This window comes from Fundidesulfovibrio sp. (genome assembly GCF_058402725.1).
Window position 1 is genome coordinate 1 of sequence record NZ_JBZVFJ010000009.1, and the last position, 11862, is coordinate 11862.

An 11862-nucleotide genomic window follows, 5' to 3' on the forward strand; every position below is an offset into this window, starting at 1 on the left:
ACGATGTACTTTCTCGCGCCGGTGTAGCTCTCCTCGTCCTGGTGGTGGGCCACCAGGGGGTAGGTGCACACGCTCACGATCTCGTAGAAGAGGTAGAGGGTGAAGAGGTTGTCGGCGAAGGCCACGCCCATGGCCCCGAAGAGCGCCAGGGCGAAGCAGGTGTTGAAGCGCGTCTGGGCGTGTTCCTTGAGGCCCCTCATGTACCCGGCCGAGTAGAACACGGCGATGATCCAGAGGAACGAGGCCACCAGGGCGAAGACCATGGAGAAGGCGTCCGCCCGGAAGCTCACGGAGACGCCGGGCAGGATGGAGAAGAGGGTCTGGTGCAGGGTGACGCCCCGGCCCACGGGCGCGGGGGCCACGTCCGGGACCATGGAGGCGATGACGGCGAACATCACCAGCGAGGCCAGGCAGGACCAGCCCTCGCGCACGTCGGGCCTGCGCCCGGAGACCATCACGAGCATGGCCCCCGTCAGGGCGGCCAGGATGGCGTAAAGGGGCCGGGCGGATTCGACGATTTCCATGGACATCCCTCCTACCCCCTAGCCCTTGAGGTCCGCCGGGGCGTCCGTCTCGATGGAGCGGAAGTCCCGGTAGACGGCGATGATGATGGAGAGCGCGATGGCCGCCTCGGCCGCCGCGATGGCCATGACGAAGAGCGCCACGATCTGGCCGGTGGTCTGGTCCGGGGCCACGAAGCGGCCGAAGGCCATGAAGTTCACGCTCGCGCCGCAGAGGATCAGCTCCGAGGAGATGAGCATGCCGATGAAGGTGCGGCGCAGGGCCATGCCGTAGAGCCCGAAGGCGAAGAGCAGCGCCCCCAGGACCAGGTAGGTCTCCAGGTGCTGGCTCAGGCCAAGGAGGTTCATTGCCTGTCCCTCCCCCGGCGCGCCAGGACCAGCGAGCCGAGCATGGCCACGAGCAGGACCACGGAGATCAGCTCGAAGCTCATGGAATAGGTGGTGAGAAGCGACACGCCCACGCGCTCGAGAGTCCCCGGCGCGGGTTGTGCCGGCTGATGGTGCCACTGGGCCGTGGAGGCCGCGAAGAGCAGCGCCGCCGCCACGCCCGCGCTGCAAACGGCCCCCGTGAGCGTGAGGAGTTTGCCCTTGGGGGACTCCGAAGCGGCTTCGGAGGTGTCGGCCAGCATCACGGCGAAGACGATGGTCACGCACACGGCCCCGATGTAGATGAGCACCTGCATGAAGGCCACAAACGGGCTGGAAAGGAAGTAGTAGAGCCCGGCCACCCCCAGGAAGCTGAGGGCCAGGCCCGCGACGGCGCGCACCAGCCTGCGCGCGCCCACCGCCACGCCCGCGCCGAAGAGCGCGGCCAGGGCGAACACCAGGAAGAGAACGCCCGCGAGGGCGTCCTGCGCGGAGCCGGGGGTGGTCATGGGCGCTCCTCCAGACGCTTGATGAGGTCGAAGCGGCAGTCGTCCTCGTCGAAGGCGGCGAGGTTGTAATCCTTGGAGAACATGAGGGCCTCGGTGGGGCAGGCCTCCACGCAGAGGCCGCAGAGGCTGCACTTGGTGAAGTCGAGTTCGTAGCGGGTGAGGGACTTCTGCTTCTGGCCCTCGCGCTTCTCGCCGTCCAGGGAGATGCAGCCCGAGGGACAGGCCTTCTGGCAGGCGTTGCAGACGATGCACTTGTTGGTTCCGGTGCGTTCGTCGAACACCAGGTCGATGTGTCCCCGGTAGCGCGGGGTCATGGGCACGGCCTCGTGGGGGTACTGGAGCGTGACCACGGGCTGGAAGAAGTACCGGATGGTGATGGCCATGCCTGCCAGGAGGCTCCACAGGCCGAGGGCGATGTCCCTGAAGTAGGCGTTCATGGCTACCACACCTTGAGTAGGGCGCTAGTGAGGATCAGGTTGGCGAAGGACAAGGGGATGAGCACCTGCCAGGAGAGGTTGAGCAGTCCGTAGAAGGTGGTGCGCGGGAAGGTCCAGCGGATCCAGATCACGGTGAAGATGATCGCGTAGAGCTTGATGAGGAACCAGTGCAGCCCCGGGAAGAGCCCGAAGGGGCAGCCCCACCCGCCCAGGAAGAGCACGGTGGCCAGGCTCGCGCCCACCACGATGTTGGCGTACTCGCCCATGAAGAACACGCCGAAGCCCATGCCCGGGTATTCGGTGAAGGCCCCGGCGATCAGCTCGGACTCGGCCTCGGCCATGTCGAAGGGGGCGCGGTTGGTCTCGGCCAGCATGCAGGTGAAGAAGATCAGGAAGGCCACGGGCATGAGCGGGCTGGCCGAGAGGCGCAGCACGTTCCAGTGCCAGAAGCCCCCGGCCTGGGCCATGGCCACTTCGTGGAGGTTGAGCGTTCCCGTGATCATCACCACGGTGACCACCACCACGAGCATGGGGATCTCGTAGGCCACGTTCTGGGAGACCACGCGCGCCGCCGAGATCACGGCGTACTTGTTGCGCGAGCCCCACGCGCCCAGCAAGAGCCCCAGCACGTTCACCGAGGCGAAGGCGAACACGGCCAGCAGGCCCAGGTCCAGGTTCCTGGCGGCCAGGCTGTCGGAGTAGGGGATGGTCACGAAGCTCATGACGGCCGGGGTCATCACCAGCACGGGGGCCACGCGGAAGAGGAAGCGGTCGGCCCCTTCGGGGACCAGGAGCTGCTTGCTCATGAGCTTGAGGCCGTCGGCCACGGGCTGGAAGAGGCCGTAGGGCCCCACTTCCTTGGGGCCGATGCGGCGCTGGATGTGTCCGGCCTCCTTGCGCTCCAGCCAGACCAGATAGGCGGCGTTGAACGCGATGAAGCCGATGAAGCCCAGCAGGTAGGCGCCCAGGCGCAACAGTTCCGGATCAGGCATGGTCATGGCGCGTCCTCATGCTCAGCGGTCGATGTCCGGGATCACAAGGTCCAGGCTTCCCATCAGGGCCAGGGCGTCGGGCAGGAGCATGCCCCGGCAGGCCTCGCCGAAGACCAGCAGGTTGGAGAAGCAGGGCGTGCGCAGCTTGAGCCGCCAGGGCGTGGCGGAGCCGTCGCTCACGGCGCGGAAGCTCAAAAGCCCCCGGGCGGTCTCCACGGCGTGCACGTAGTCGCCCTTGGGGGGCTTCACGGATTTGGGCACCTTGGGGGCCATCACCGGCCCTTCCGGGAGGCCGTCCAGGGCCTGTTCGATGATGCGCAGGCTTTCGATGATTTCGTCCATGCGCACCATGTAGCGGGCCATGGAGTCGGCCTCGTGGTAGACGGGCACGTCGAAATCGAAGCGGTCGTAGACGGAGTAGGGCTCGTGGCGGCGCACGTCGTAGGCCAGCCCCGCGCCTCGGGCCACGGGGCCGGTGGCCCCGTACTTGCGGCACATTTCGGCGTCCACGAAGCCGATGTCCTTCAGCCGCTTCACCAGGATGATGTTCTTGGTGACCAGCGCGTGGTACATGGGCATGCGTTCGCGCATGCGCGCCACGAAGGCGCGCGCGCCGGGCACGAAGTTCTCGTCCACGTCGTTGTAGAGGCCGCCGAAGCGGAAGTAGCAGTAGGTGAGGCGCGAGCCGGTGGCGGTCTCCAGAAGGTCGAGGATCTGCTCGCGGTCGTCGAAGGCGTAGAGCAGGGGGGAGAAGCCGCCCAGGTCCAGCACGAAGGCTCCGAACCAGAGCAGATGGCTGGAGATGCGGTTCAGCTCCGTCATGATCACCCGGAGGTACTCGGCGCGCTCGGGCGCTTCGATGCCCAGGGCGCGCTCCACCAGGCAGCAGTGGTTCAGGTTGTAGGCCAGGGCGTGGAGGTAGTCCATGCGCCCGGTGTTGGGGAGAAACTGGGCCCAGGAGCGGTTCTCGCCCATTTTCTCGTGCATGCGGTGGATGTAGCCCAGCACGGGCTCTGCCTCGACGATGTACTCCCCGTCCATGACGAGCTTCACGCGCAGCACGCCGTGGGTGGCGGGGTGCTGCGGCCCCAGGTTCAGGACGAAGCGCTCGTCGCCGGGGCTCTGGGCCAGTTGGTTCATGCGCCGTAATCCTTGCGAAGCGGGTGGTAGTCGGCGTCCTCGGGCAGGAGCAGGGGGATCAGGTAGCCGTGTCCGGCGAAGCGGATGCCGAAGAAATCATGGGTTTCGCGCTCGTGCCAGTGGGCCACGGGGTAGATGTGCTGGATGGTGGGCACTTCCGGGTTGGAGCGCGGCACGCGCACGCGCAGGGCCACGCGGTGCAGCCCCTGGCGGCAGCCGTCCGCGCCGGGGTAGCGGTTGAAGTCGTAGACGGCCTCCATGGAGTCCTCCAGCACGGGGAGCTCCGGTTCGGGGGCCGCCTGGGGCTCGGGTTCCGGCTCGGGCGCGGGCGGGGGCGTCTCTCCTGCGGCCTGGGCGGCCTCCACCGCGGCGTCATGGGCCTCCTTGGCGGCCTTGGCCTTCTCGGCGGCGGCCTTGGCCCGGGCCTTGGCTTTGGCCTCGCGCGCGGCCAGGATCTCCTTGCGCAGGGCCTCCTGCTCGCCCAGCCAGTCGATGCCGGTGACGGTTTCCAGGAAGTAGCCCGCGCAATCCATGATCTCCACGGCCTCCACCAGGGTTTCCGGGGTCAGGGCCGCCTCCAGGTGGACTCCCTGGCGGGCGTGGTCCTTCCGGGCGATCTTCGCGCCGGGCAGGGCGGCGAGGCGTTGTTCGAGCTGGGCGGTGTCCATGTCAGGCGCTCTCCTGCTCGGTGGCCTGGGGCGCGGCGGTCTTCCAGGCCGATTCGGGGGTGACGCGGGGCCAGCGGCGCGTGCCGGTGAGCTTCTCCTCCAGCTTGAGGATGCCCTCGATGAGGGCCTCGGGCCTGGGCGGGCAGCCGGGGATCACCACGTCCACGGGGAAGAGCTTGGAGGCCCCCTCCACCACGGCGTACTGGCCCTTGAACACGAAGGGGCCGCCGGAGATGGCGCAGTTGCCCATGGCGATCACCCATTTGGGCTCGGGCATCTGGTCGTAGAGGGTCTGCACGGCCGGGGCCATCTTGCGGTTGATGGTGCCCGAGACGATCATCACGTCGCTCTGGCGCGGCGAGGGCCGGAAGACCTCGGCACCGAAGCGCGCCAGATCGAAGCGCGAGGCCCCGGTGGCCATCATTTCGATGGCGCAGCAGGCCAGGCCGAAGGTCATGGGCCACAGCGAGTTGGCCCGGCAGAGGTCCAGCAGCCGGTCGAGCCGGGAGAATTGGACTACCGATTGGAGAACGTCTTGCGTTGCCACCGGAACACTCCCTTTTTCCATGCGTAGACGATGACCAGCGAGAGGATGCCCACGAAGAGGAACATTTCGACGAAGGCCTGCAGGTCGCCCACGAGTCCGGGTTTGTTGTAGACCAGGGCCACGGGGAAGAGGAACAGCACGTCCACCGCGAAGGCCACGAACATGAGGGCGTAGAGATAGTACACCGCGCCGAAGCGTATCCAGGCGTCTCCGATGGGGGGAATGCCGCACTCCACCAGCTGGAGCGTGCGGCCCACGGTGTTGCGCGTGGAACGCGGGGCCAGCAGGTGGGCCACCACGAACGGCCCCAGCGCAAAGCCGACGCCTCCGAGAAAGAAGGCTGCGATGTAGAGAAGGTCCAGGGTTTCCTGTTGCGTCACGGCGCATCGCTCCTTTGCTGCATCCCGTTGCGGAGGCAGTGGCCTGCAAACGGATGATCATAATCCAGAGCAGGATTCAGGCAACACGATTCCACACGGCAAGAGCACGCTTGCCGGTCCGGTTCGCTTCCAAACGCCTTACAATCCGTGAAAGAGATATGGGCAAGCGTCCGCCGGGTGCGTCGCGTGGGAGAACGCGACGGGCTCCGGAGCAGGGGCGCTTTGTCTTCTCAGCAGGTATTAAATGGAAGCATGCACCAGGACCATGGGTTATGCAACAAGAAATTCACATTTTATCGCAACCTTCCGTTTTGACACACCCCCCGGACAGACTGAAACAGTGCCGGGAGGCAAGGCAGGCGCTGGGCGAAATCCGCCCGGGCGAACGCCCGGGGGCTCTCTCGGAAGGCTCCGGTCCGGGACGTGAGGGCGCGGGCTGTGTCGGGATGATCCAATGGGCGTGACGCGGAAGGGCTGAGAAAAATCGCTATGGCAGGCTTGGCCGAGGGGCGCTCGGGAGCGTGCCGGGGGGGGCTCGCCGGGACGCGGGCACTGCAAAGCGGGCTCCCCGTGCGCGCGGGGAGGCGCATGCTCGACCTGGGCAGGCTCCCAGGCGTCCGGAGGGCTCCCCGTGCGCGCGGGGAGGCGCAGGCTGGGGCTACTGCGTCTTCGGCAAGGTGGTGGGGCTCCCCGTGCGCGCGGGGAGGCGGCGCGCACGCGAAGATCCGCTCGCGCTTGTCTCAGGGAGCCGACGCCGCGCGTCAGGCGCGCCGCGCCGCGCCCTGCACCAGGTCGGCGGCGAAGAGGGCCACGTCGGCGCGTCCGGCCGTGAAGGCCCGGGCCATTTCCTTGCCCGTGGCCGGGTCGGCGAAGCGTTCCAACTGGGCGCGGAGCAGGGCGGGGAGGTCGTCCCGGCCGGGCATGCCCGCGTCCAGGAGCCCTGCGCGGGCCAGCTCGAAGATGTAGAAGGGGCGCGAGGGGTTCATGTAGAGCGAGGGCACGCCCAGGATGCAGGCTTCCGAGGCCGTGGTGGCCCCCTCCGTGACCACGTGGCGCGCGAACGCCAGGATGTGGTGGAAGTCCTCGGGCGCGATGGCCGGGGCCAGGGGGCGCAGTTCTTCGGGCGGGTTGCCCTCGGGCACCACGAGCACGCGGCCGCGCCCCTGAAGCAGGCGCACGAGTTCGAGCTTGGTCTCCAGGCTGGCCGTGCGGGCCTTGAGGTCGTGCCCGGCCTCCCAGGAGGAGAAGCGCACCACCGCGTAGCCCGCGCCGGGGTCGAGCCCGTAGCGGGCGGGCGCGGCCGGATCGGGCGCGAAGCGGGCCGGGTGCATGTAGGAGAGTTCGTGCAGGCCCGGGTAGCGCACCTGCTTGGGGCCCAGGTCGCGCGGGTAGCCTTGGGGCGTGGCGATCACGCTGGCCAGGGGGTGGCTCACGCGGTTCTCCAGGCCTGCGGTGTCCGTGTCGTCGAAGACCACGCAGGGCCTTCCGGCCAGCCGGGCGGCCGGGGCCGTGAGCGCGCCGCCGATGGCCGCGCACACGTCCACCCGCTCCCGCACGAGCAGCGGGGCCAGGGCCAGGGTGCGCCGGGCCAGCTCCAGGGCCAGCCCCGCCGCGCCGGGCCGCCTGCGCCCGATCACCCGGGCCGCGTCGCCCTGGGCGGCCAGGAGCCGGGCCACGATGGGCATGTCGCGGGAGGTGTAGAGCACCCGGTGGCCGCGCTCCCGCCAGATGACGGCGGGGTTCCTGAAAAAGTGCACGTGCCCGGGGTGGCCCAGGTCCACCAGGATGTTCATGGGGCGCTCCCGTGGGGCGTTGCTGGCCGGATGAGGGTCACGGCCAGGCTTCGCGGGCGCGCGCCGGGGGCCGGGGCGGCGGTCACGGCGCGAAGATGCCGCGCCAGGCGGCCAGTTGGCAGGTCTTCCAGGCGGCCTCGGCCCCGGAGGGGGGCTGGGCCATGGGGTCGATCACGCCGGGGAAGAGGCGGCGGACATCCTCGAAGCTGCGTGCCGTGAGGTCGCGCCAGCCGGGCTCGGCCATCCACTGTTCGGCCGGGGTGGCGAAGCCCAGCTTGTCCTTGCGGCCCAGGATCTCCGGGATGGTGTAGCGGCCCAGGGCGCGCTTCTGAAGGAGCTTGGTCTCGCCCCGGTCGATCTTCAGCTCCTCGGGCAGGCCCAGGCAGTATTCCACCAGACGGTAGTCCAGGTAAGGCACGCGGGCCTCCAGGGAGAAGGCCATGGAGTTGCGGTCCTCCATGCGCAGGAGGTGTTCGAGCTTGAAGCGGAAGTGGGCGCAGAGGCTCTCGTTGAGGCCGTTGACCGCGAAGAATTCCCGGTAGATGCGGCTCTTCTCGATGTGGGCTTCGAAGAAGCCCCGGTCCACCAGGGGGCTGGCCTTGTGGAGGAGGGCCTTGCGCACGGGGCCGGGCAGGGCCTGGAAGGCCAGGGTCTGCACGGCGGAGAGGTGCTGGCGGCGCGTGAGCACGTGCCACAGCTCCCGGGTGAAGCGGCCGAGCTTCAGGCGTCTGAGCAGTCCGTAGAGGTTGAAGCCGTGGAAATACTGATAGCCCGCGAAACTCTCGTCGCCGCCCTGGCCGTCCAGGAGCACGGTGACGCCGTGCTGGCGGGCCAGGCGCATCACCTCGTACTGGGCGTAGAAGGAGGGGCCGGTGGTGGGCTCGTCGTTGGCGCGCACGAAGTCGTGGAGGTCGGCCAGGGCCTTGGCCCCGGTGGGGAAGGCGCGCAGGCTCCTGAAGGGGAAGCGCCGGTTGAGGGCGTCCACGAAGCCGGTCTCGTCCACGGGGTGGCCCGGGTAGGCGGCCGTGAAGCAGGGGTAGCCCCGGGGGGCGTCCAGGCGCTCGAAGAGCACGCCCGTGAGCACCGAGGAGTCCAGCCCGCCCGAGAGGCACGAGCCCACGGGCACGTCGGAGCGCATCCTGAGCCGGGCCGCCGAGACGAAGAGCTCCTCCACGGCGCGGGCGGCGCGCTCCGGGTCGGTCTCGGTCCCCTTGTCCAGGAAGTCGCGCGGGTCCCACCAGGCGTCCGCGCGCAATCCCGAGGCGTCGGCCGTGGCGCGGCAGCCCTTGGGGATGCGCCGGACGGACTCCAGGAACGTTTCGTCGTGCACGTCGGTGCGGTTGAAGACCAGGAAGTCGAAGAGGGCCTGCTGGTCCACGCTCCGGGAGAGGCCGGGGACTTCCAGGAGGGCCTTGGTCTCGGAGGCGAAGAAGAGCGTGCCGTCCTGGACCGCGTAGTAGAGGGGCTTCACGCCCATGCGGTCGCGGGCCAGGAAGAGCGACTTGTCCCGGCTGTCGTAGACGGCGAAGGCGAACATGCCGTTCAGGCGGTGCAGGCAGTCCGGCCCCCAGTGGAGGAAGGCGGCCAGGAGCACCTCGGAGTCGGTGCGGGTGCGGAAGGTCCGGCCCAGGGCGGCCAGCTCCTGGCGCAGCTCGATGTAGTTGAAGATTTCCCCGTTGAAGACCATCTGATGGCGGCCGTCGGGGGATGCGAAGGGCTGGCGGCCGTCGCGGGAGAGGTCGATGATGGCCAGGCGGCGGTGTCCCAGGGCGCAGACGCCGTCGGAGAACAGGCCTTCGTCGTCGGGGCCGCGATGGCGCATGGCCTGGCCGAAGCGGGCCACCAGGTCCGCGTGCTCCGGGGGCAGCCCGCGGGGGTTGAACGCGCCGCTTATGCCGCACATGGTCTTGTCCGGCTCATTCGCCCCTGATCTCCCGCAGCTCCTCTTTGGAGGGGTAGCTGACGAGCACGGCGCGGCGTCTGCCGTGGAAGACGAACATGGCCCCGGCGGCTGCGGCCGAGGCTCCGCCTTCCGCGAGGGCCTGCCTGAGGTCCTGGGTGGAGCCCGCCCCTCCGGCCGCGATGACGGGGATCTCCACGGCGCGGGCCACGCTCTGGATCAGGGGGATGTCGTAGCCCTGCATGGTGCCGTCGCGGTCCACGGAATGGACCATGATCTCGCCCGCGCCCGCCTGTTCCATGCGCCGCGCGGTCTCCACGGGGTCTTTGGAAACGGCCTTGGAGCCGCAGCGCGTGCGCACCTCGGGCTTGCCGAACCAGTTCTTCTTCACGTCCAGGCTCACGCACACCGACTGGCAGCCGAAGTCGCGGGCGATGGCGGAGACGAGGTCCGGGTTTTCCAGGGCGTGGGTGTTCAGGCAGACCTTCTCGGCACCGGCCTCCAGGATGCGCCGGGCGTCCTCGACGCTCCGGATGCCGCCGCCCACGCCGAAGGGCATGAGGCACTGGTCGGCCACCTGCTGCACCAGTTCCAGGGGGGGCAGGCGGTGTTCGCGGGTGGCGTCGATGTCTAAGATGATCAGCTCGTCCACTTCCTTGGCGTCGAAGATTTTCACGGTGTTGATGGGGTCGCCCAGGTAGCGGTGACCGGAGAAGCGCTCGCCCTTGACGAGGCCGCGCCCGGAGAGCAGCAGCACGGGGATGACGCGCGCAAGGAGCATCAGGCGCGCTCCGCGAAGTTCTTGAGCATCTGCAGTCCGTGATGGTGGCTCTTTTCGGGGTGGAACTGCACGCCGCGCACGTTGCCCTGCTCCACGGCGGCGGCGAAGCGCTGCCCGTAGTCGCACCAGGCGGCCACGTCGGCGGGGCGGTCGGGGAAGACGGCGTAGGAGTGCACGAAGTAGTAGCGCAGGGCGGGGTCGATGTCCGTGAAGAGCACGGAGTCGCCCCGGCGCTCCACCTTGTTCCAGCCGATGTGCGGGATGCGCAGCTTCTCGGGGGCCCGGGAGAAGTCGAAGCGCCGCGTCGCGCCCTGGATGAAGCCCAGGCCCGGTCCTTCGCCTTCCTCGCTGCGTTCGGTGAAGAGCTGCATGCCCAGGCAGATGCCCAGGATGGGGACGCCGCGGGCCAGCACGGCGTGGCGCAGGGCCTCCACGAGGCCGCGCTCGCGCAGGTTCTTCATGCCCGCGCCGAAGGAGCCCACGCCCGGCAGCACGAGCTTGTCGGCCCGGGCCACGTCCTCGGGGGAGTCGCTGATGCGGGCCTCGATCTTGAGCCGGTGGAACTTCATGAGCACCGAGCGCAGGTTGCCGAGTCCGTAGTTGACGATGACCACCATGGCGCGTTCCGGGGCTAGTAGATGTACTTGTAGTACAGGATTTTGGGCACCAGCCCCAGCTTGAAGCCCAGGGTGATGGGCGTCTTCAGGGCGCGCATGCAGGGGTAGAGCGTGGGATAGTCCTGGAAGGAGCGGCGCGGCGCGGCCATGATGGCCTCGAAGTCGGCCATGGAGAGCCCCAGCTTCTCCATGGTGTACTCCACGATGTCCATGTTCAGCGGGTAGGGCTCCTCGCGCAGGATGCGCAGGGCCTCGGCGCGCTCCATGGTCCCGGAGCGGATGCGCGCGGAGAAGGAGAGCTTGCGCTTGTCGATGCCGAACTTGAAGGGCAGCAGGTAGGACTGGAAGAACTTGGTGTAGAGCGACTCGTGGTGGTGTCCGCCGTAGTCTTCCCAGCCCACCTCGCGGGCGAGGAGCTCCCCGGCCTTCTTCTTGTCGTAGTCGAAGTAGTTGAGCAGCGGGGAGACTTTGATGCGCTTGAGGGCCATGTAGTAGAAGAGCCCGGGCAGGGAGAGCACGGGCACGCTCGTGCGCGACGAGCCCGAGAAGCGCTTGTGCACGCTGCGGATGTAGGAGCCTTCGAAGTAGGTCCAGGTCTTGGGGACGATGCCCTCGGTGCGGAAGGAGTGGCCGATGAGGATGTGCTTCACGCCCTCGGCGTCGGCCATCTGGTGGAGCACGGCGTGGATGGCCATGTCCGTGGGAATCTCCGCGTCCGAGACCGAGGCCTTGAGGAAGGAGATCTGCAGCTTCTTGAAGTCTTCCCAGTCCACCACGTGGGTGTGCAGGTCCACGTTGAGGCGGCTCACCGAGTTCTCGATGTTGCGCACCGCCACTTCGGAGTTCCAGCCGTTGTCGAAGTGCACGGCCAGGGGGCGCAGCCCCAGCTTCACGGCCTGGTAGAGGGTGTAGGTGCTGTCCACGCCGCCGGAGACGCCCACGATGCAGTCGTAGTCCTTGCCCTTGCCCTGGGCCTTCACGCGCTCCACCAGCTGCTCCAGGCGTCGCCGGGCCTCGGGTCCGGCGGGGTACTGGCGCTCCATTTCCTCGTGGATGCGGCAGAACTGGCAGACCCCCTCGTCGTCGAAGACGATTTCGGGGATGGTGGTGTCGTAGACGCAGCGGGAACAGACCCTGAGCCCCTCCGGGGAGACCGGAGCGGCGGAGGGGACAGGGACGGCGGCGGGGGCGGCAGCGGCGCTCAACGGGGC

At 68.6% G+C, this 11862-nt stretch carries 13 protein-coding genes and 1 pseudogene; all 14 read right to left on the reverse strand.

The window, feature by feature from the left end:
- A pseudogene (locus ACV4UX_RS02395) lies at window positions 1-524 on the reverse strand (monovalent cation/H+ antiporter subunit D family protein); the annotation flags it as partial.
- An 18-nt stretch (window positions 525-542) separates the two neighbouring features.
- Window positions 543-869, reverse strand: coding sequence for an NADH-quinone oxidoreductase subunit NuoK (gene nuoK, locus ACV4UX_RS02400; RefSeq protein ID WP_173084041.1), 327 nt, complete (start codon window positions 867-869; stop codon window positions 543-545).
- Complete coding sequence (locus ACV4UX_RS02405; RefSeq protein WP_491591737.1) at window positions 866-1396, reverse strand: NADH-quinone oxidoreductase subunit J family protein; 531 nt, start codon at window positions 1394-1396, stop codon at window positions 866-868. The genes nuoK and ACV4UX_RS02405 overlap by 4 nt, the downstream gene beginning before the upstream one ends.
- Window positions 1393-1833: a NuoI/complex I 23 kDa subunit family protein gene (locus ACV4UX_RS02410; protein WP_491591738.1), complete on the reverse strand. Its 441-nt coding sequence runs from the start codon at window positions 1831-1833 to the stop codon at window positions 1393-1395. The genes ACV4UX_RS02405 and ACV4UX_RS02410 overlap by 4 nt, the downstream gene beginning before the upstream one ends.
- A 2-nt stretch (window positions 1834-1835) precedes the next feature.
- Complete coding sequence (nuoH, locus tag ACV4UX_RS02415; protein WP_491591739.1) at window positions 1836-2831, reverse strand: NADH-quinone oxidoreductase subunit NuoH; 996 nt, start codon at window positions 2829-2831, stop codon at window positions 1836-1838.
- 15 nt (window positions 2832-2846) lie between these two features.
- Window positions 2847-3965, reverse strand: coding sequence for an NADH-quinone oxidoreductase subunit D (locus ACV4UX_RS02420; protein WP_491591740.1), 1119 nt, complete (start codon window positions 3963-3965; stop codon window positions 2847-2849).
- Entirely contained in the window at window positions 3962-4633 is a 672-nt protein-coding gene (locus ACV4UX_RS02425; protein WP_491591741.1) for an NADH-quinone oxidoreductase subunit C, read from the reverse strand. Before ACV4UX_RS02425 ends, ACV4UX_RS02420 begins: the two co-directional genes overlap by 4 nt.
- A 1-nt stretch (window position 4634) precedes the next feature.
- Complete coding sequence (locus ACV4UX_RS02430) at window positions 4635-5180, reverse strand: NADH-quinone oxidoreductase subunit B (RefSeq protein ID WP_491591742.1); 546 nt, start codon at window positions 5178-5180, stop codon at window positions 4635-4637.
- Window positions 5150-5560, reverse strand: coding sequence for an NADH-quinone oxidoreductase subunit A (locus ACV4UX_RS02435; RefSeq protein ID WP_173084027.1), 411 nt, complete (start codon window positions 5558-5560; stop codon window positions 5150-5152). Before ACV4UX_RS02435 ends, ACV4UX_RS02430 begins: the two co-directional genes overlap by 31 nt.
- A gap of 761 nt (window positions 5561-6321) precedes the next feature.
- Window positions 6322-7353, reverse strand: a complete 1032-nt coding sequence (locus tag ACV4UX_RS02440; protein ID WP_491591743.1) for a DUF354 domain-containing protein — start codon at window positions 7351-7353, stop codon at window positions 6322-6324.
- Window positions 7354-7435: 82 nt separating this feature from the next.
- Window positions 7436-9256 carry an asparagine synthase (glutamine-hydrolyzing) gene (gene asnB, locus ACV4UX_RS02445; RefSeq protein ID WP_491591744.1) on the reverse strand — a complete coding sequence of 607 codons (1821 nt, stop codon included), beginning with the start codon at window positions 9254-9256 and terminating at the stop codon, window positions 7436-7438.
- Window positions 9257-9269: 13 nt separating this feature from the next.
- Complete coding sequence (locus ACV4UX_RS02450; RefSeq protein WP_491591745.1) at window positions 9270-10034, reverse strand: AglZ/HisF2 family acetamidino modification protein; 765 nt, start codon at window positions 10032-10034, stop codon at window positions 9270-9272.
- Entirely contained in the window at window positions 10034-10651 is a 618-nt protein-coding gene (gene hisH, locus ACV4UX_RS02455) for an imidazole glycerol phosphate synthase subunit HisH (RefSeq protein WP_491591746.1), read from the reverse strand. The genes ACV4UX_RS02450 and hisH overlap by 1 nt, the downstream gene beginning before the upstream one ends.
- Before the next feature lie 14 nt (window positions 10652-10665).
- The gene (locus ACV4UX_RS02460; protein WP_491591747.1) at window positions 10666-11856 is read right to left on the reverse strand and encodes an N-acetyl sugar amidotransferase; all 1191 of its coding nucleotides are present in this window, start codon (window positions 11854-11856) and stop codon (window positions 10666-10668) included.
- Window positions 11857-11862 lie beyond the last annotated feature (6 nt).